We start from the raw sequence: 19,576 nt of genomic DNA, 5'->3' as shown, positions 1-19,576 counted from the left end.
GACTGGAACCGCTGGCAGGGGAGCCGCCAGGACTCGGGGGCCCGGCGGCTCCATTGCGGATGAGGCTAGAAGGCGCGCTGCACGGTGCGCGCGGTGCCACCGGACGGACCGGCGCCGAGCGCGATGCGGTACCAGCTCACGCCATCCGTCGAGTAGCGGAAGGCGTACTGGTACTGGGACCACGTTGTGTACTGGAGCGGCTCGGAGGACACCTCCCAGCGCCAGCGGTGGTTGTTGCCCACGCGGCCCTGGTAGCTCAGCCACTTGTATTGGAGCGGACCGCCGTCCACGCTGAACTCCACCTGAGCCTGGACGAGCTCCGGCCGCGCGGTGGCGGCGTCCGTCACGCCCGGCACGTACACGTCCGCGTCCACCCACTTGCAGGCACGCTCCATGACGTAGCTGTCGAGGACGATGGGGTTGGCCAGCGTGTTCTGGTGCACGCACTCGCGCGAGAAGCTGCCGCCCCAGTCACCGGCCCACGCCACCGCCGCGGGGGACTGCGCCTCCACGGGGAAGCGGTAGTTCTGGCCGTAGTTGCTGTCGTACCTGCTCTGGCAGGTGCGGCCGGAGGTGAAGAACCACAGCTCCACGCTGGTGGCGTCCGCGGGCACCGTCGGCACGACGAAGGGCTTGTTGACGAAGGTGGTGCTGCCAGTGGCCTGCTTCACGCTGCCGGAGAAGAGCTGGCCGCCGGGCTGGAAGCGCACGTAGGCCAGCGTGTCCCACGCCTGCTGGCCGGCGTAGGTGCTGTTGTGACAGTCGGTCATCCGGTACAGCTCGTAGTCGACGACGAGCTGACCGCCGCGCACGATGGCCCCGCGCTGCTCCTGCGACCAACCGCCGAGGAATCGCACCGTGGCGGTGGGAGTGGTGAGGGACGCCTGCTGGGACTCGGGGGCCGCGTCGGCGGGAGTGTTCTCCTGCTGCGGCTGGCCACCACACGCCGCCAGCAGCGGCAGCACCAGGGCCAGGGACTTCCATGCGGACTTCATTCCTGTTTCCTCCAGGGGCAGGGGGGAGCCGGGATGTATCAGGAATCCCTGACGCCGGCTCTCCCCCGACATCTCGGATGAAATGGTTCTCTGGGCGTCACTCGATGACTGTCTGGACGCGCCCGTCGTGGATGCGGATGCGTGTGCCGTCGAACTTCGTGAGCTGGAAGAAGGCGTCATCCTCGTTGAGGGTGAGGCTCATCTCCTGGAGCAGGCCGATGGCCACCGCCTCCCCGAGCGGCAGTGACTCCGTGTAGTCGCTGCGCCAGTGCACGCCCGCCGCGTCGCGGAACAGCGCGATGTTGCCCGCCAGCTTGTTCAGCTCGCCTCCCACGGTGAGCTGTAGAGCGCCGGGGCCCGTGTACGCCACCAGCGACAGGCCGTCCGCGCTGGGCAACACCGGCGCCTCGATGAGCTGGTTCTCGTCGAAGAACGCCTTGAGGAGGGTGGCGCACGCGCCGGAGATGGTGGCGTGCCCCGCGCCGTAGGCCGGGTGCGTGGGCGCGCCCTCCGGGTAGGCCTGCGGCAGCAGGTACGAGCCGTAGCGCTCCGGGAAGTACGGCGCCAGCCCGCCCGTGCTCAGCGACGTGGTGAGCGAGGCGTGGATGGGGTAGGTGCGCCGGTTGTTGAGCTGGTTGTCCACGCGGCCGCCGAACTCCTCCGGGCGCAGCCGGCGGTGCACGCCCCACTTCTGCCACCACACCGCGCGGCCGGCGCGGCCCGACACCTCCAGGAGCGCCTGGAGCAGGTGCACCGTGCCGAAGGTGGTGAAGCCCACCTGCGTGCGCGAGTCGCCCGTCGTGCCCGGCGGGTCGTACGGGTGGCCGGGGTTGAAGGAGAACTCCAGGTCCACCAGCGGACGGCCGGTGCCCGAGGCGTTGCCCAGGCTCTGGTTCCCCCGGGGCTCGCTGAACAGGTAGTAGGCCACGTTCCACCACGCGTCCACGACCTGGTCGAAGTGGACGAAGTTGGCGCCGTCGCGCAGGTTGCGGATGAAGCGCCGCGCCGTCAGGTCGAGCTGGTCCTGCCCCCGGTCGTCGCGGCCGTTCTGCACCGCCAGCCAGTTGCTGAAGGTAGTCAGATAGTCCGCCGCCGCGCCCAGCTCCGCGAAGCCCTTCACCGTGCGCTGCCGCTGGTCGATGACGCGCGAGCCGAACGCGACGAAGCCCTCGGCGGCGTCGCGTCCCTGCCCATCCGGCTGGCGCGGGTCGATGTTGCCCTTGAGCAGGAACTGGGACACGTACGGGCCCACCTGCTCGCCCACGTAGATGCCGCGGAAGAGGTTTTGCGCCGTCACGGGCGCCGTGCCGCCGAAGGTGGGGAACTCGCTGCTCAGCGAGCCGATGGCCCTCGCGATGATGCTGCCGGAGGTGGCCGCCTCGGTGGCGTAGTTGATGAACGGCACGTCGCGGGCGAGCGCCATCCAGTACAGCTCACCCATCTCCGCCGCCGTCTGCGCGCTGTCGAAGCGCGGCGCCGGGGGCTGCGTCACCGCCTGCGCGTCCGGGCCGGCCAGCTCGAACGCCAGGCCCGACTGCGGATTGGTGAGCTTCTTGGCGTTGGGCGCCAGGAGGATTTCCTCGAAGTCACCCGGGTCCCGGCTGTGCAGGGCCCGCAGCAGGGTGCCGTAGGAGAGGGGGTCGGGGTCGCCCAGCGAGTCGTGGCGCAGGGACTTGGAGTAGTTGCCGATGAAGGGCCGGTCCGGGTAGTTCGTCTCGTCGTTGTTGTTGAGATGCTCCGGATGGGGCCGCCGGGCGGCGAGCGCCGCGGCCTTCTCGCGAGTCCCCTGGGCCGACTGTCGTCGCTCCTCGACCCGCCGTGACAGGCTGGTGGTGGGGACGTTGAGCGAGTCGAAGATGGCCACGCCGGGAGAGGGAACGGCCTGCTGTAGTCCGGTCCCGAAGCCAATCCGGGCGCTGAAGACGTCGATGGCCCGGTCATTCTGGGCCTGGACGGTCCAGTGCGCTCCGTCGGGCGAAGTCTCCCAGTACACCGTGCCCTCGGAGTCCCGGAATCGCAGCCAGCGGTGGAGGAGCGGGTCGTACGGAATGCTCAGCAGCGTGGTGAAGTTTCCGCTGACGGCCTGGACGCAGTGGAGCTCCTCGCTCAGGTTGAAGATGACGCGGTTGTTGTCATCGGGTCCCACCTCGAAGAAGACGAACGCGCCGGGCAGCGCTCGCAGCGTCTGGACGACCTCGACTTGAGCGGCGGAGTTGCTCAGGTCGTAGGGGACCGCGGACTGGTAGCCCTCGTAGCTCTGTGCCACGTTGGCCTCGGGGCGGATCTCCACGCGCTGGTTCACCTCCGCCACGCCGATTCCGTAGGTGCTCCACTTCGTGGTGTCGATGAAGTTGTCGTTGAAGTTGTCGATGAGGGTGGATGCCTTGGCCATGGCTGCTCCTGTCCCGGTGTGAAGTCGGCTGTCCGGGGACGCGCGCCGTGAGGAAGCCCGGCGTCGCGTGAGCACGATTTCTACGAGTCGTGTCTGACATTTCTTGAGGATGCGGAAACAATTGCATCTCGAATGCATTTGGGCGTTCACTGAATTGACAGACCCGCCACGGCGGCAATGCCTTGCAGGCTCCGGCGCTTGCCTCCGTCGCGTGCGCCCTACCGAAGCCCCGGTTCCGTCGCGCCGGTGTTTCAGCCTGAACACACGCCTTCGGCCCGGAGCGCGAGATGACGCGGCGCCTCATGGTGGCTCCGGGTCCGTGAGACCCCGGCCCTTCGCACTGCCAGTGACGGAAGCCGCGGGGTCCACTCACCTGGGTTACTTGTTACACCTTTTATTCAAGACCGCTTCGTGAGCTGCTCTGGGTTCCCCCTCACGGAGGTTTCATGCACATGTCTCGGAGAAGCGGCTGGGCGCTCGCGGCTGCCTGCGCGGTGTTGCTCGGCGCGAGTGGCGACGCGCTCGCCACGGCGGGTGTCGTGTTCGTGCACGGCACGGGCGACCAGTCGACGAGCTCGGCGGTGGGCTACTGGACGCAGAAGTCCATCGACACTATGCGCAGCGGGCGGCCCTACCTCGTGGTGGGCTATCCCGGCGCGAGCTGCGCGGGCCAGAGCCAATGCAGCTGGGGCTCCATCGTCGACCAGATCGTCCCCTGGATGAACGCCAACGGCATCACCAGCATGACGGTCATCACGCACTCCAACGGCTCCAGCCCGCTGCGCTACATGCTGGGCCACACCGGCGCGGTGAGCGCGAAGGGCTACGCCGTCAACACGGTGACGAGCAAGATTTCACAGGTCATCTTCTCCGCGCCGGACCTGACGGGCACGCCGCTGGCGGACCAGGTGACGACGAGCGGCTCCTTCCTGAACATCGCGAACAGCATCGTCGAGTTCTTCGGAGGCGGCAGCTACAACAACCCGGCGGTGGTGCAGCAGCGCACGGACAACATGCGCGTGTACAACTCCAACGGGACGTTCGCTGGCACGTACGGGGCGACGACGGTGGGCGGCAAGCCCATCTCCGTGGTGCGCGGCAATCGCGTCTACGCCAACCTCTTCTCCAGCGACGCGCACTGCGGCGGCTACATGTATACGATTGGTCTCAAGGCGGCGGCGCTGCTCGGCTGGGGCAGCTTCAACGCGGGGACGGACGGCTTCATCGGCAATGACAGCTCGGGGTACTTCGGCAACATCATCATCGACGACGGCCGGCTGAACCATCACCAGTCACGCCGCAGTTGCCACAACAGCGGCAACATCATCGGCCAGAAGGTGCTGAACGCGCCCATCCCCGCGCCGTCGAACCAGACGTGGCCGCCCGAGACGAACGTGGCGGCGGCGGGCCAGGCTTGCAACAACTACGCTTCTGGCTACGCGCTGGACTTCATGACCGGGAACACGGTGTGGAAGTACGGCTGCACGACGAGCCAGCTCAACAGTGGCTACGTGGAGCCGGACTGCCTCATCGCCTACGGGTACTCGAGCAGCTACCGGATTCCGAGCACCGCGAGCTGGAACCCCTATCTCAACGCCTCCTACTACCCGACGTGGAGCGAGGTGTGCCCGGACTCGTGGGCGGGCGACGGCATCTGCGACGCGTGCCTCGTGGCGAAGTACGGCTTCGACGCGGCCACGGGCTCGTCGGGCGCGAATGACTGCGTGCAGGCGCCGCCGGGAGGCTCCAACTTCTGCGGCTCGCTGGCGTGGGACACGTACTGGGGGATTCACAACTACGTCGTCGTCGAGGCGCTTCACTGATGTGGACCTGGAGAATGAACATGAACTTCGCTCACCGTTTCGTCAGGTCCACGGGCCTCGCGCTGGCCCTTGCTGTTCTTGGTTTCAACCCGGAGTCCGCGATGGCCGCCGACATGCAACGCACTTCGGGCGCCTCGCTCGTGGCGGGGGATGTGGCGCCGGGCCGGCTGTTCGGCCGCGACGTGCGCGAGGGCATCGGCCCCGGGCTTGTCTCGGTGTCCAACCCGGCGTCGCCGAAGCTGCCGCTGGCCGCGCCGCTGGCGCCGGAGACGCGCCGCTCGAAGTCCACGGTGTTGCACGTGCCGCCGGGCTCGGCGGCTACGCAATTGGAGCTGCCCATCGACACGCCGGACGAGGCGTGGGTGATGTTCATCCCCAAGGGCAGCAACGCCAAGGCGGGCGAGGAGGCGCTGCGCGAGGTGTCGATGGTGGACCCGAAAGGCCGCCGCGCGGACGTGCGGGCGGCGCGCTCGGCGAACGCGCAGCTGGGCGTGGATCCGACGAAGGCCATCAGCAAGCCCATCACGATGCTGAAGCTGGACCGGGACATGGGGCGGGGCCAGTACAAGGTGCAAGTGGGGCGCAAGGCGGCGGAGCTGGGCCTGGCCGTGGAGGTGCGCGTGCCCGCGTCGAGCATCGAGCTGTCGCTGACGGCGTCCGCGATGCAGCTGTTCCCCGGGGACGACGGCTACGTGACGGTGGGGCTGGCGTCGGACGCGAAGGTGGACCACGTGCGCTACGAGGCCGTGCTCTACACGCCGCGCTTCGAGAGAGACCGCGTGGTGCCGGTGGTGAAGGTGGGCAACGAGCACCGGGCGATGGTGTCGCGGGTGATGAACGAGAAGGACGAGCCGGGCGCGTGGGTGCTGGAGGTGCGCGCGGTGGGCTCGGCGGGTGGACAGGCCTTCGACCGGCTGGGGCAGACGTCGTTCGGCTTCGCGGTGCCGACGGCGCGCATCGACTCGGTGGGCCGCGCGCGGCTGGTGCGTGACTCCGCTGGGAAGGTGACGGCGCTGGAGGTGGACGTGGTGCTGGAGAGCGCCGCGGTGGACCGCTACGAGGTGACGGGCACGCTGGTGGCCACGGACCCGAAGGGCGTGGAGCGCCCGGTGGCCGAGGCGCAGGTGACGGACCAGCTCGGCGCGGGGACGCACACGCTGACGCTGCGCTTCGAGGCGGGACACGCGGGCCTGTCGAAGCTGGACGGCGTGTACTCGCTGAAGGGGCTGCGGCTGTACTCGCTGGGGACGAACACGCTGTACCACCGGCTGACGCAGGGGCTCGGCGTGCGCTTCCCGGCGGTGCGTGTGTCGGAGCTCGCGGCGGCGGAGGTGACGCCCGCCATCGAGAGCCTGATGCGCGAGGGTGAGTTCAACCTCGTGCCGTGAGGCGGTCCGCGCTGGAGGCCTGTTGCCGGGCCTCCAGCGTTTCCCTCGTCGGCTACCCGAGGTTCACGAAGAACGTGCCGATGTAGAAGCGGTTCTCGGAGGGGTCCACCCGGTAGCGATAGGTGATCGAACTGCCACCGACGTTGACGCTGCGCTCGCCGTTGGTGCCGTGAGCGGGCAGGGCGTCCGCCAGGTACATCTCGCTGATGTCCTCCAGGATGGCGTCGGCGAAGTTGTCCATGGTGCCATCGCGCGTGAGATCCGGGGCGAAGACTTCCCGGGGCAGATGGTTGGGCCGGTAGCCGTGCCCGATGCTCATGCGCACCTGCCACTCGAACAGCGTGTACTCGTGCCAGAGGCCATCGCCCTCGCCGCCCTGCGAGTAGAAGCTCCAGTTTTTCGGCATGGCAGGATTCCCGGGAGGCGTGCGCACGGAGCGTCGTGCGGTAGTTTTCCGTTAGATGTAACACGGCTGCGTTCGGGCCTTCCAGCCGTGTCCTTCTGCCCTCCCTGTTCCTCCCGGTCTGACTTCGGAAGGATGGGGCGCCGCATTCGTCGAGCGGCGTCACCGCGAAGGAGAAGCCATGAAGCTGGGCCGAGTCACCCTGGGGGCGTTGTTCATCGCTGTGCTGGCTGGATGTGGAAGCGCCGGCCCGGAAGAGGTCACGACCGACGGGTCGAATCAGGTCGAGGCTTCGATGGAGCTGCCGTGCGATGGCAGCAGGACGTGGGAGTACACGTACTACGACGTCAGCGGCACCGCGGTCGGTGGTCGGTGGTGTGACTGCTCCGGCTACATCGCGACCTGGGGCGTGAGGACTGGAGACTTCGAGCTGTGGCGCGGGACCTGCCGCTGAGCAGGTCGTGACGCACGAGGGTGGGCTCAACCTCGTGTCGTGATGTGGCCCGGGCCCGCTGAACATGTTGGCGGGCTTTGGCTTCGTCACCGTGGGGCAGGTCCTCTCGGGCACCTACTGGCAGCGGTTCGAATTACCGTCTGCGCCTTCGCAGGACTGACGTGCGCTACTACCAACTCCAAGAACCCCACTACGCGGCTCCTCGTATCTGGAGCGGTACCTACCGTGTGGAACGACGGTGGGGGCTACCGGGCATCGAATGTCCGGAGTGCCATCAGACCTGGAGCGACTTCAGGTCGTACCCTGCCGTTGACGTGTCTCACCTGACTGGGCGCAAAGAGCTGGAGGATGGCTGGCCAAGGCCCTACGCCGAGTACGTGCGTCTGGCGGAGCGGGTGCGGCCTTTCTGTCCTCCCGATGTGGTCCTCACTCCTGGGAGCATGTTCGGCCCCCTCCATGGCACGGCCAGGGGGCGCTTCGGGCCCCTGACCCTGGTTTCAATCTGGGGGGTGCTGGTCCGAGAAGATCTGCTGCAGACGCTGCAAGCAGAGGGGATAAGGGGCATCGTTCCGGTTCGGCCGGAGTTCAAGAAGGCGCCGTCACCCGCCCTTTGGGAATTGCATCTTCTCTCGGGAGGGCGACTGTACCCGGACGGCCGCTTCCCCCCACCTCCGGCACTACCTTGTTCTGTCTGTGGGTGGCAGGACTTGAGCGCGTACTTCAGTTCCCGGGTCGAGCTCTCGTCACTGCCCGCCGACCTGGATGTGTTTCATCTCGTAGATGCCCCGCTGCGTATCCTCGCAACGGAGCGGTTCGTCGAAATCGCGCAGTCCTGTGGCGCGAGTGACGTGGTGTTCAAGGAAGTAGAGACCGAGCCGCCAAGTCATCACGCATAGGCCTGACTCGGGATGCACACCGCGACAGGCGAGTCCGGTGTGCCGCCTACTTCCGCAACAGCGTGCCCTCGAAGAAGAACGCCAGGCACGCCGCCAGAATCAGCCACGTCCACAGCGGCACGGCCGGTTTGTCCGCGTCCCCGCTGGACGCCTTCACCGTCTCCTCGCCGAAGTAGGCGGTGAGCGTCTCCTGCGGCACACGGCTCAAGTCACTCTCGGCCGGGTCCAGCGTGGCCGCGAAGGACAGCGCCGGCACCACCTTGCCGTCCGCGCCCAGCACCGAATACGCGCCCGGCTCCGTCACCGGCCCCGCCACCAGCGAGCCGTCGGGCTGCTCCTTCACCTGCACCTCGGCGCCGTCCGGCGCGCGCACCGCCGTCACCTTCTGCGTGCCCTCGGGCCGCAGCGTCGCGCTCTCGCCCACGCGAACCCGAATCTCCTCGCGCTCCTCCAGCGAGCCCGTGAGGTACGCCGCGAAGCGCTGCATCAGCGGCAGGAACGAGGTGCGAATCGCGAAGTCACTCCAGTCGCGGTCCACCGTGCTCGTCAGCAGCGCCACGCGCCCCTTGCCCTTGCGCATCACCGCCACCGCCGGCGCGCCGTCCTCGTACGTGGCCAGCACCTGGCTCGCGCCCGGCGAGCCCGGGTTGTCCGCCTCCAGCAGCATGTACTTGTAGAAGCGCGCCCCGATGAGCCCTTCCTCCGCCCGCCCCGTGAAGGGCGAGAAGAGCACGTGCTCCACCGACACCTTCGCCAGCCGCGCCGTCTTCGTCTCCGCGTCCGGGTCCTCGCGCTCGGCGCTCGTGCGCACCAGGCGCAGCGGACGCGGCAGCACCGCGCCCAGCCGCGCGTTGTACTCCTCCGTGTTCACCCGGTCGCCCATGCTGATGAACAGGCCACCGCCGTTCTCCACGAAGTCCGCCAGCTTCTTCGCCTCGTCCGCCGACGGCGCCGCCACGTTCAAGAGCAGCACCAGATCGTACGCGGAGAAGTCCTCGCGCAGCCCCACCTCCGCGTCCCGCGTGGACACCTCCACCGGCGAGCCCGGCGCCGTGAGCGCCGCGTCCACGAAGAAGGCTTCATCCCGGTAGCGCGTCGCGTGCGGAGACCCGTTCACCACCAGCGCCTTCAGCGCTCGCGGCACCGGCAGCACGAAGGCCCGCCGGTCATCCTCCGGCAGCGAGTCCGGCGCCAGCGTCACCTGCCCCACCACCGTGCCACCCTGCGGGAAGCGCACCGTCAGCGCCTTCTGCGTCGTGCCACCCACCGGCACGTCCACGAAGCCCTTGGCCAGCGTGCTCTCGCCCACGCGCACCGCCGCCTCCAGGTCCTTCACCGCCTCGGCCCCGAAGTTGCGCACCGTGAAGGTGAACTGGAACGACCGCGGCCCCGCCTGCAGCGCCGGCTCCACCTTCAGGTCGACAATCGCGTGGTTCGCCAGCACCTCACGGCCCTCGGCCGCGTCACGCAGCACCACCTCCGGCTTCACCGGCGCGCCCGTGGGCCCCTTCACCGTGGGAGGCGGCGCCTCCAGCCGGAAGCCGGCCGCCGCCATGTCGGAGACCACCACCAGCCGCTTGGCTGGCATCGGGTTCTCCTCCAGCGCCCGCGCCGCCATGTCCATGCACCGCGACAGGTCCGCCGCACCGAAGGTCGGCCGCGCCTCGTCCACGATGCCGCGCAGCCGGCCCCGATCGAAGCCCGGCGGAGGCGGCGCCGCCGGAGACTCCGTGCACACCAGCACCGTGGCGGGCTCCTCCGGCAGCAAATCCTTGAGCGCATCACGCGCCTCGTCCCGGCCGCGCTCGAACAGCGACGTGCCGTCCGACCAGCGCATGGACAGCGACGCATCCAGCACGATGGCCGTCGCGGCGGGGCCCTTCACCACCTGCGCCGTGGCCGCGTCCTGCTTCAGCTCGGGCCGGGCCAGCGCGATGGGAATGGCCAGCAGGATGAGGGTGCGCAGCGTGTACAAGAGCAGGCGCTTGAGCTTGAGGCGGCTGGCGGTGCGCTTCTGGCTGCGCAGCACGAAGGCCAGCGGGCCGAACGGGTGCGGCCGGGGACGGCGCCGGTCGAACAGGTGCACCAGCAGGGGGATGAGGGCGCCCAGCGCGCCCAGCAGCATCCACGGATTGCCGAACGTCACCCGCGCCTCCCGCGCCGCGCCAGGTAGCGCAGCAGCACGTCGTCCAGCTTCTCGTCGGTGCGCACCAGCTCGTAGTCCACGTCCGCCTCGGCGCACGCGGCCTTGGTGCTGGCCAGGAAGGCGTTGAACTCCTCCAGGTAGCTCTCCTTGATTTCGCGCGGGTTCACCTCGATGCGGCCCTCGCCCTCCATGTCGAGGAACAGCGTGGGGTCATCGAAGGGGAACGTCAGCTCCGCCGGGTCCACGAGGTGGAACACCGTCACGTCGTTCTTCCGCTGCCGCAGCGTGAGGATGCGCTTGAGCGCTTCCTGGTTCTCGTCCAGCAGGTCCGACAGGACGATGACGGTGGAGCGGCGCGGCAGCACCTCCACGAGGTGGTCCGCGGCGCTGGCCAGGTCCGTGGCGCCCTTGGGCTCGGTGGACTCCAGCGTGTCCAGCAGCACGTTGAGGTGGCCCGCGGACGCGCGCGGCGGCACATCCCGCCACTTGCCTCCGGCCATGAGGGCCAGGCCCGCCGCGTCCTGCTGGCGCACCAGCAGGTAGCACAGCGCGCCGGCCAGCGTGGTGGCCACCTCCAGCTTGCTCAGCGCGCCGCTGCGGTAGCCCATGGACGCGGAGGCATCCACCACCATCACCGCGCGCAGGTTCGTCTCGTGCTCGAAGCGCTTGACGTAGTACTTGTCGAACTTGCCGTACGCCTTCCAGTCGAGGTGGCGCAGCTCGTCGCCCGGCGCGTACTCCTTGTGCTCGGCGAACTCCACGCTCTGCCCCTGATGGGGGCTCTTGTGGAGGCCGGACAGCACACCCTCCATCACCGCGCGGGCGCGCAGCTTCACTCCCCGGAGGCGGGCCAGCGTCTGGGCGTCGAGCAACATGGTGTCCCTGTCGCTACCCCTTCACCACCGTGAGGAGCTGGTCGATGAGCTTCACGGAGGTGATGCCTTCGCTCTCCGCGGTGAAGTTGGGGAGCACGCGGTGGCGCAGCACCGGGCGGGCCATGGCGCGCACGTCCTCGACGGTGGCCACGAAGCGGCCATTGAGGATGGCGCGGGCCTTGGCCGCCACCACCAGGTACTGGCTGGCGCGCGGGCCGGCGCCCCAGGACGCGTTCTTCGCGATGAAGTCCGGCGCGCCCGGCTCCTTGGGACGCGTGTGGCGCACCAGCTCCACCGCGTAGCGCACCACGTGGTCCGGCACGGGCACCCGGCGCACCAGCTCCTGCAGGGCGAGGATGCGCTCGGGCGAGAGAATCTTCTCCAGCTTCGGCTGCGCGCCGCCGGTGGTGGCCTTGACGATCTGCACCTCTTCCTCGGCGGTGGGGTAGCCCACGTCCACCAGGAACATGAAGCGGTCGAGCTGGGCCTCGGGCAGCGGGTAGGTGCCCTCCTGCTCGATGGGGTTCTGGGTGGCGAAGACGAGGAAGGGCAGGTCGAGCGGGTACGTGCGGCCACCGGCGGTGATGCGGTACTCCTGCATGGCCTGCAGCAGCGCGGCCTGCGTCTTGGGCGGGGTGCGGTTCACCTCGTCCGCGAGGATGATGTTCGCGAACAGGGGCCCCTGCAGGAAGCGGAAGGTGCGCCGGCCGGTGGTGCGGTCCTCCTCCAGGATGTCCGTGCCGGTGATGTCGGACGGCATCAGGTCCGGCGTGAACTGGATGCGGTTGAAGGAGAGGTTGAGGACGTCCGCGAGCGTGGAGATGAGCAGCGTCTTGGCCAGGCCGGGCACACCGACGAAGAGACAGTGGCCGCGGGCGAAGAGCGAGATGAGCAGGTGCTCCACGACCTCGCGCTGGCCGACGACGCGCTTTTCAATCTGGGCGACGATGGCGTTGCGGGCCTGGGCGAGCTCCTCGACGGCGCGGAGGTCGTCACTCGAGGCGTCGGGCACGGGGCGTGGGGCTGGGGCGGCGCTTTCCATGGAAGGGTTCTCTTAATTCGTGCCCGTCGCGGGGACCAACGGATTCCGCCACGAGAGCGGCCGGGGCGTGCGCTGGCAACCGTTGGGGCGCAGACCTATTCCGCTGCCGTACATTCCGGCACGTCGGGGCACAGGACGCCAGCCTTCCTGTCCGCCTGCACGCCCCCCGGCCATGTACAGCCGGACCCGGGGGTGGGGGAATGCCGCGCCCTGGACACGCTGCTTAGGTTCCCGAGGCCCTGCGGTCGACGCACCGGAGCGGGCTTCCTTGGAGAGCGCATGCGGTCAGAGCGACGTGGCAACCGTTGGGTGGTGGGGCTCCTGCCGGTGGCCCTGCTGTGGATGGGGTCGGGGTGTGGCGGGGCCAGCGCGGATGCGGCGTCCCTGGAGGAGCAGGGGCCCGTCGGAGAGGCCCCCGGTGAGCCCGCGCCCCCGGAGCCGTCCACCCAGGCCCCTGGAGAGGAAGCCCCACCCGCGCCCGAGCGGCCCGCGTTGCCCCGGGCCCGCGCGTGGGAGCGGCTGGCGGGAGGTCCGCAGGATGACTTCGGCACCGGCGTGGCGGTGGGGCGCGACGGGGACGTGGTGCTGGTGGTGTCGAGCACCCCGCGCTCGGACGAGGGCCGCGAGCAGGTGGAGGGAGAGAAGCTCTCGCTGACGCTGGCGCGGTACTTGGCGGCCGGGCAGGTGCGCTGGTCTCGCGAGTTCGAGCGCAACCGCCTGTCGGACACGCGCGTGGCGGCGTCGCCGGGGCGTGACGGGGCGGTGTTCCTGTCGGGCAATGCGTTCCTGTACTCGGCGGACTTCGGGCTGGGGGAGGCGCAGGACGGCTTCCTGGTGAAGTTCTCCGCGGACGGCGCGCCGGTGTGGCAGCACCGCGTGGGGCAGAAGGTGCACGCGCTGGCGGCGGATACGGAGGGCGGCGTGCTGGCCGCGGGCGAGGAGTGGACGCCGGAGGCGGTGAAGGACCCGGTGCTCACGTGGTACGGCGCGGACGGCTCGGTGCGGTGGACGCGGCGCTTCGAGGGGACGGGAGAGGGCACGGCGCTGCGGGCGGTGGCGCTGACCGGAGATGGGCGCGCGGTGCTGGCGGGGCAGTTGTCGGACACGCTGGAGGTCGATGGGCGGACGTTCGGCACGCCGGGGGTGCGCGGGTTCGTGGTGCTCGCGTTCGGCGCGGACGGGCGGCTGGTGTGGGGGAAGGAAGTGCCGGGCGCGAAGGGCCGGGTGACGTCCGTGGCGGCGGGGGCGGATGGCTCGGTGACGGTGGCCGGGGACTTCACGGGATTGATGGTGTGGGGCGGGGCATCCCTCGGTTCGGCGGGGCCGTTCGTGTTCAACGTGGGCACGGATGGGCGTGAGGGCTGGTTGACGCAACCGGCGTGCGGCCCGGTGGCGGATGTGGGGCCGGCGGTGGCGGTGAATGAGGAGGGCATGGCGGCGGTGGCGTGTGGCAGCGTGCTCACGCGCTACGGGGCGGATGGCACGTGGCGGGACGAGCGGCCGCTGCCCGTGGCCTCGTGCCAGAGTGGGGGGTGCTCGCTCGCGGTGGCGGGGATGGCGGTGGTGCCCGGGAAGGGCTTCGCCGTCACCGGCTGGCAGCGCGACGGCGCGGGCGACACGTGGAATCAGGACGCGTTCCTGCGGCTCGTGGTGCCGTAGCACCGGCGGGCCGCTACAGTGCGCGCCCATGTCCACTCCCGCCGCTGAGGTCCTGCTCGAGGTCGAGGGTGCCGTCGCCACCCTCACCCTGAATGACGTCGCCCGCCGCAACGTGATGACTCCCGAGCTGGGGGACGCGCTGCGCACCCATGTCGGGTCACTCAAGCTGCGCACGGACGTGCGGGCGGTGGTCCTCACCGGCGCCGGTGGGGCGTTCTCCTCCGGCGGCGACCTGAAGATGCTGGAGCGGCTGCGCAAGTCCTCCTTCGAGGAGGCCCGCACGTTCATGCTCGACTTCTACGCGCGCTACCTCAGCGTGCTGGACCTGCCCGTGCCCACCGTGGCCGCGGTGGAGGGCCCCGCCATCGGCGCGGGCCTGTGCGTGGCGCTCGCGTGTGACGTGTGCATCGTGAGCGAGGAGTCGAAGCTCGCGCTCAACTTCGTCCAGCTCGGCCTGCACCCCGGCATGGGCGCCACGTACTTCGTGCCGAGGCGCGCGGGCGCGCAGGCCGCCGCCGAACTGCTCCTCACCGGCCGCCGCTTCGATGGCAAGGAGGCGGTGCGGCTCGGCCTCGCGCTGGAGGCGGCTCCGGCGGGTGGGGTGCTCACGCGTGCCCGGGCCCTGGCGACGCAGATGGCTGGCAACGCGCCGCTCGCCATGCGCGCGCTGAAGCAGCGGCTGGGGCCGGACCGCACGGCGCTGCGGGCCGCGCTGGAGCAGGAGGCCCGCTTCCAGGCGGAGAGCTACGGAAGTTCGGACCTGGGCGAGGGACTCGCCGCCGCTGCGGAGCGCCGCGCCCCCGTCTTCCAGGGGCGCTGAGTCTCTTCAGCCAGGGGCACGCGGCTGCTTCGGAACGCCGCCCCCCCGTCTTCCAGGAAGGGCGCCATCCACGTCGGAGATGCGCGGGAAGCCCGAGCCGCGCGGCCGGCTCCCGCTTCGGGAGCACCGCGGGGCCATCCCGCTGGGGATATGCGGGAAGCGCGGGCCGCGTCGCCGGCTCCCGCCTCATGCCGAGGTGCGGGAGCCCGACCTCTGACTCAGTACACGTTGTACTTGCGGCGCAGCGCCTCGTGCTCCTCGGCATTGCGCGAGGGGTGCAGGCGGCGCTCGGCGTCGTGCAGGTAGTACCAGTAGTCGCTCGCCTTCGGCGACATGGCCGCCTGGAGCGACGCCACCGTGGGCGCGCCGATGGGGCTCGGCGGCAGGCCCTTGCGGTGCCGGGTGTTGTACGGGTCCTGCGGGTCGCGCAGCCGCTTGAGGAAGGCGACGCGGTCGTTCCACTGCGCCAGCTCGTAGCGCGACGTGGCGTCCACGCCGAGCGGGAAGCCCTTGTCCACGCGCTTCCACAGGATGCCGGCCACCAGCGGACGCTGGTCCGGCACCGGCTCCTCGCGCTCCAGCATGGAGGCCATCACCACCACCTCGTGCAGGGAACGGCCGCTCTTCGTGATGGCGTCCTTGTTGGGCAGGAAGAAGCGCTCGGCGAAGGCGTTGAGCTGGCGCTGGATGAGCGCATTCACGTCCAGCTTGCCCGGCACCACGCCGTAGGTCTCCGGGTAGAGGTAGCCCTCCAGCGTGCCCGAGACGGGCAGCGGGAAGGGCGCGGTGAAGTTGCCGGGCTTGCTCGCCGCGGCGATGTACGCGCCCGGGGTGATGAGGTTCGCGGCCGCGAGCGCCGCGTCGGTGTCACGCAGGCGCCAGCCCTCGACGACGACGAAGGGGATGTCCTCCGGGATGGGGTTGCTCTCCAGCGCGGTGGCCAGCTCCGCCACCGTCATGGACGGGCTGACCTCGTGGCGGCCTGCCTTGGGGGCGAAGGAACCGCGGCGGTACAGGTGCCAGCGCCAGATGCGCGCGTCGCGGATGAGGCCCTGCGAGGCGAGCAACGTGCCCAGGCCACGTCCGGACGTGCCCTTCGGGACGGTGAACTCCACGGTGGCCGCTCCGGGCGGGGCCATGGCCGTCTGGACCTGACCCTCGGCCCACAGGAAGGCGCCGGTTCCGGCCACGGCCGCCAGCACGACCAACACACAGAAAACGAGAGCAAGACGCTTCATCGCGGCGCAGGGTAGCACCGACCCTTCGCTTCGCATCGATTCGTCGCTCTGGATGTCGGGTCCCGGGCGGTGCCCTGGCGGGAGGGCAGGCGGCAGGCACCCTTCTGATACCTGGTGGACGGGGAGGGGCGCCTCGGCGCGGGGGGACTCCGGGGGGCGCGGCTAGGGCCCTGGGAGCTTCGCCACCGCGTCCAGGATGGCCAGCGTCCTTCGACCTGCCTCCGTCAGCGCGTACTGATTGCGCCCCCACCGCGTCTCCCGTCGCGAGGTGACGAGCCCCTCCTCCTCCAGCGCCCGCACCTGCCGCGTCAGGCTGTTCGCCGATGCTCCCGTCAGGCGCTTGAGCGCGTTGAAGTGCACCTCGCCCTGCTCGAGCGCCTTCAGGATTTCCGCGCGGAAGCGCCCGGCCAGGAGCGCGAGCCGCCGCTCGACGACGCAGACTCCATCCTCACCCTTCGGCATCGCGCTCCACCTCCTGGTTACGCCCGTGTAACTCCTTTCGCCGCCCATCGGAATCACGCACCGTGTCCGGACTCGCGACAACAGGAGAGAACGATGCCGGACGTCAGACAGCCCGCGGACATGAATGCGGCCTTCGCCGCCGCCTACAACACCGGACGCATCGAGGAGCTGCTTGCCCTCTATGAACCCGAGGCCCTGCTGGTGGGCCAGGGAGACACGCTCCGGCGTGGACTGGAGGCCATCCGCGCGGAGCTGGAAGGGCTGCTCGCGCTGGGCGGACGCATGGAGTCCACGAACATCTACGCACTCACGGTGGGAGACCTGTCCATGCTGAGCGCGAGGTTCCGGCTCGAAGGGCGTAGCGCGGATGGAGCACCGTTCACCGTCGAGGGCCAGACCGCCGAGGTCGTCCGCCGCCAGCGGGACGGACGCTGGCTCTACGTCATCGACCATCCCACGGGCGCTCAGCTCGGACGCTGAAGAGCACGCATTCCAGTCATGACGCGGCTGCCGCCGTGCCGAGCTTCAAATCCTTGTTCAGCCCCGCGTCCCGGCTCACGCGCCAGATTTTCTGGTCCAGGTAGTAGTGGTGCAGCGCGAAGCCCCAGATGAACCCGCCCATCAGGTCCTTCAGCGTCAGCCCCGCCGCCAGTTGCAGCTTCAGGTCGAAGCCGCCACAGCCCGGGTACGCGCCGAAGCCGCAGCCCAGCCCGCGATACAGCAGCGTGAAGACCACTCCACACACCGCGTAGATGAGGAAGCGCTGGCTCACCTTCGGCGCCAGGCCGAACGGCGCCGGGTCCACCCCGGCCGCGTGGTAGCGGTTGCGGTGATAGAACCAGACCACCCCGTGGTACTGCACGTTGTGGAACGCCGTCACCGCCACCGCGAACATGGCGAAGTCCATGCGCGAGGACACCGACGGCCAGAACACCACCGCCGTCAGCCCCAGCGCCGCGCCCATCATCATCAGCTTCGGCCCGTTCACCCGCAGGCCCTGGCTCCGGCGCCGCACCTGCCGGGCCGCGTAGAGCACCACCAGCGCCAGCACCAGCGCGAAGCACGCGCCCGCCACCGTCGACTCCCAGGTGGGGTCTCCCTTCAACCCCAATTGCCTGCGCGCCGTCGGGTGCGTCAGCGCGAACGCCACGAAGGGCGCCAGGAGCCCCGTGTACAGCGTCACGCTGTCCAGCCGCCGGTCCAGCGCCAGCGTCTCACCGCCCTTGCGCTGGTACAGCACCATGATGCCGTAGTGCTGCCGCACCACGTGCCAGTACGCCCACAGCGACGCGAAGGTGAGGAACAGCACGAACGGCAGCGGGCTCCCCACCAGCGCGGACACCCCGAACAGCGCCGGCCCCGACGCGAACCACGTCAGGCTGCCCAGCAAGAGCCGCCGCCGCGTCCGCCATTCGCGCGCGTCCAGGTACGTGCGCGACACCGTCGCGAACAGGTGCGGCCCGTCCAACGCCAGCACCCATGCCCACCAGAGCACCAGGCTGCTCACGCCTCCCCAGACGTGCAGCCCGACGAGCACCAGACTCGCGGCGAGCCCGCCCGCCGTGGAAATCAGGTCGTGCCGCCGGTCGACGAGCCAGCCCGCTCGGGCCGGGGTGGGGGCGGTGAGGGTGACGGCGCTCATGAAGGGCTCCTGCGAGGGTCACCAGGATACAGGAGGTGCAGGTAGGGCAGATGCATACCTGATGTCGTCCATTCGCCGGGCAACCAGTCGAGGGGTCAAAACCCTCTTGAGTGATGCGCCCCGTCCCGCGATTGTCGGGCGCTATGGATCAAGGCAGGCGCACCACGGACCGGAAGGCAGTGGGTCTGTTGGTGAAGCTCAAGCATGAAACGGTGGGCAGCTTCGCGGAGGAGTTCGCCACCAACCTGAGCCCGGGTGGGATGTTCATCCGCTCGCGCACCCCGCAGCCCGTGGGGACACCCGTCAAGTTCGAGGTGCAGATCGCCGGGGGTGTGCGCGTGCTGCGCGGCAGCGCCCACGTGCGCTGGGTCCGCGAAGTGGGCGACCCCGCCGGCCCACCCGGCATGGGGCTCCAGTTCCAGGAACTCGACGAGGCGAGCCGCGCGCTCGTCGACATGATGCTCCAGCGCAAGTCGGGCGCCGCCGCCTCCGCCGCGACTCCGCTGCCCTCCGTGGCTCCCGTCGTCGCCCCGACCGTGGCCCCCGCGGTGGCTCCGTCCGTGGCTCCAGCCGTGGCCCCCGCCGTCGCGCCCGTCGCGCCTCGCGTGGCTCCCGCGCAGCCCCGGCCCGCGACGCCCGTGCCTTCCGCGCCAACCCGGCCCGTGGCGGCGCCGGTGCCTTCCGCGCCCGCCCGGCCCGTGGCGGCGCCGGTGCCTCCCGCGCGGCCCGCCGCGCCCGCGCCCCGCGCCGCTGGCGGCATGGCGCTCGACTCGCTCTTCGACGACCTGGAGTCCTCGGCGGGGCCCGCGGCCCCCGTGGGGGATGAGCCGTTCAGCTTCCCGCCTCCCGTCTCCGCCGAGCCCCGGACGCCCGCGCCGTTCCCCGTGCCGCCCATCTCGTACACGCCGCCTCCGCCGGTCGCGGCCAACGACGTGGACATTCCGCTCGAGGAGCTCATCGCGAGCACGCCGCCGCCCGCTCCGCTGGACGTCGACGAGTCGCTGCCCGGGTTCGACTTCGAGATGGAGGCCCCCGTCACCGGTACGCCGCTCGACGAGCCGCCCATCGAGGTCGGCGTGACGGTGGAGGTCGAGTCGTCCTCCCAGGCCGCGTCGCCCTCGGGCGGGGCCCTGGAGTTCGAGCTGGACCTGGGTGACGCCGTGGCGGCGCCCCCTCCGCGCGCCGTGCCTCCGCCGCCGCCTCGCGCCGCCGTGCCGCCCCCTCCGCCTCCGGGTGGCGCTTTCGAGTTCGAGCTGGACATGGGCGGTGTGGAGGAGGCCGCGCCCCCTCCGCCTCCTCGCCCGGTGGCGAAGCCCGCGCCGCCTCCGCCTCCGCCTGCTC

17 protein-coding genes are annotated in these 19,576 nt (G+C 70.2%); 8 read left to right on the top strand and 9 right to left on the bottom strand.

Going from position 1 to position 19,576, the window contains the following annotated elements; translation table 11 throughout:
• Positions 1-65: 65 nt before the first annotated feature.
• Entirely contained in the window at positions 66-995 is a 930-nt protein-coding gene (locus tag HG543_RS22480) for a DUF6209 family protein (protein ID WP_169346890.1), read from the bottom strand.
• A gap of 97 nt (positions 996-1,092) precedes the next feature.
• On the bottom strand, positions 1,093-3,387 hold the full coding sequence (locus HG543_RS55490) for a vanadium-dependent haloperoxidase (RefSeq protein ID WP_246357221.1): 2,295 nt from the start codon (positions 3,385-3,387) through the stop codon (positions 1,093-1,095).
• 452 nt (positions 3,388-3,839) lie between these two features.
• On the opposite strand from HG543_RS55490, the gene HG543_RS22470 reads away from it, so the two are divergent.
• Both HG543_RS22470 and HG543_RS22465 read left to right on the top strand, forming a co-directional pair.
• Positions 3,840-5,210: a hypothetical protein gene (locus HG543_RS22470; protein ID WP_169346889.1), complete on the top strand. Its 1,371-nt coding sequence runs from the start codon at positions 3,840-3,842 to the stop codon at positions 5,208-5,210.
• Between the two features lie 20 nt (positions 5,211-5,230).
• Positions 5,231-6,598, top strand: a complete 1,368-nt coding sequence (locus HG543_RS22465; RefSeq protein WP_169346888.1) for a DUF4785 family immunoglobulin-like domain-containing protein — start codon at positions 5,231-5,233, stop codon at positions 6,596-6,598.
• A 52-nt stretch (positions 6,599-6,650) separates the two neighbouring features.
• On the opposite strand, the gene HG543_RS22460 is transcribed toward HG543_RS22465, so the two are convergent.
• Complete coding sequence (locus tag HG543_RS22460; RefSeq protein WP_169346887.1) at positions 6,651-7,004, bottom strand: hypothetical protein; 354 nt, start codon at positions 7,002-7,004, stop codon at positions 6,651-6,653.
• Between the two features lie 178 nt (positions 7,005-7,182).
• Between HG543_RS22460 and HG543_RS22455 the strand changes: the two genes are divergently transcribed.
• Positions 7,183-7,455, top strand: a complete 273-nt coding sequence (locus tag HG543_RS22455; protein WP_169346886.1) for a DUF6289 family protein — start codon at positions 7,183-7,185, stop codon at positions 7,453-7,455.
• Positions 7,456-7,616: 161 nt separating this feature from the next.
• Positions 7,617-8,351, top strand: coding sequence for a SitI6 family double-CXXCG motif immunity protein (gene sitI6, locus HG543_RS57035; protein WP_169346885.1), 735 nt, complete (start codon positions 7,617-7,619; stop codon positions 8,349-8,351).
• 46 nt (positions 8,352-8,397) lie between these two features.
• Here sitI6 and HG543_RS22445 read toward each other — a convergent pair whose 3' ends face one another.
• The 3 genes from HG543_RS22445 to HG543_RS22435 are packed head-to-tail and all read right to left on the bottom strand — an operon-like array spanning position 8,398 to position 12,414.
• On the bottom strand, positions 8,398-10,497 hold the full coding sequence (locus HG543_RS22445) for a BatA domain-containing protein (RefSeq protein ID WP_169346884.1): 2,100 nt from the start codon (positions 10,495-10,497) through the stop codon (positions 8,398-8,400).
• Positions 10,494-11,372 (bottom strand): DUF58 domain-containing protein, encoded by an 879-nt coding sequence (locus tag HG543_RS22440; protein WP_169346883.1) that lies wholly within the window; start codon positions 11,370-11,372, stop codon positions 10,494-10,496. The genes HG543_RS22445 and HG543_RS22440 overlap by 4 nt, the downstream gene beginning before the upstream one ends.
• A gap of 13 nt (positions 11,373-11,385) precedes the next feature.
• Entirely contained in the window at positions 11,386-12,414 is a 1,029-nt protein-coding gene (locus tag HG543_RS22435) for an AAA family ATPase (RefSeq protein WP_169346882.1), read from the bottom strand.
• Positions 12,415-12,693: 279 nt separating this feature from the next.
• Between HG543_RS22435 and HG543_RS22430 the strand changes: the two genes are divergently transcribed.
• Both HG543_RS22430 and HG543_RS22425 read left to right on the top strand, forming a co-directional pair.
• On the top strand, positions 12,694-14,073 hold the full coding sequence (locus HG543_RS22430; RefSeq protein ID WP_169346881.1) for a hypothetical protein: 1,380 nt from the start codon (positions 12,694-12,696) through the stop codon (positions 14,071-14,073).
• A 28-nt stretch (positions 14,074-14,101) separates the two neighbouring features.
• On the top strand, positions 14,102-14,893 hold the full coding sequence (locus tag HG543_RS22425; RefSeq protein WP_169346880.1) for an enoyl-CoA hydratase/isomerase family protein: 792 nt from the start codon (positions 14,102-14,104) through the stop codon (positions 14,891-14,893).
• A 218-nt stretch (positions 14,894-15,111) separates the two neighbouring features.
• Here HG543_RS22425 and mltG read toward each other — a convergent pair whose 3' ends face one another.
• Together mltG and HG543_RS22415 are read right to left on the bottom strand one after the other, a co-directional pair.
• Positions 15,112-16,131 (bottom strand): endolytic transglycosylase MltG, encoded by a 1,020-nt coding sequence (gene mltG, locus HG543_RS22420; RefSeq protein WP_169346879.1) that lies wholly within the window; start codon positions 16,129-16,131, stop codon positions 15,112-15,114.
• Positions 16,132-16,293: 162 nt separating this feature from the next.
• The gene (locus tag HG543_RS22415) at positions 16,294-16,593 is read right to left on the bottom strand and encodes a winged helix-turn-helix transcriptional regulator (protein ID WP_169346878.1); all 300 of its coding nucleotides are present in this window, start codon (positions 16,591-16,593) and stop codon (positions 16,294-16,296) included.
• A 93-nt stretch (positions 16,594-16,686) separates the two neighbouring features.
• On the opposite strand from HG543_RS22415, the gene HG543_RS22410 reads away from it, so the two are divergent.
• Entirely contained in the window at positions 16,687-17,073 is a 387-nt protein-coding gene (locus HG543_RS22410; RefSeq protein WP_169346877.1) for a YybH family protein, read from the top strand.
• Positions 17,074-17,089: 16 nt separating this feature from the next.
• Here HG543_RS22410 and HG543_RS22405 read toward each other — a convergent pair whose 3' ends face one another.
• Positions 17,090-18,235: a hypothetical protein gene (locus tag HG543_RS22405; RefSeq protein WP_169346876.1), complete on the bottom strand. Its 1,146-nt coding sequence runs from the start codon at positions 18,233-18,235 to the stop codon at positions 17,090-17,092.
• A gap of 191 nt (positions 18,236-18,426) precedes the next feature.
• Between HG543_RS22405 and HG543_RS22400 the strand changes: the two genes are divergently transcribed.
• Positions 18,427-19,576, top strand: a 1,150-nt coding sequence (locus HG543_RS22400; RefSeq protein WP_343073413.1) for a TIGR02266 family protein, incomplete at its 3' end; no start/stop codon positions are given.

It is taken from the genome of Pyxidicoccus fallax (assembly GCF_012933655.1).
GTDB classification, from domain to species: Bacteria; Myxococcota; Myxococcia; order Myxococcales; family Myxococcaceae; genus Myxococcus; species Myxococcus fallax.
The sequence above is the reverse complement of the archived record's forward strand: the minus strand, read 5'-3'. Positions and strand labels throughout refer to the sequence as shown.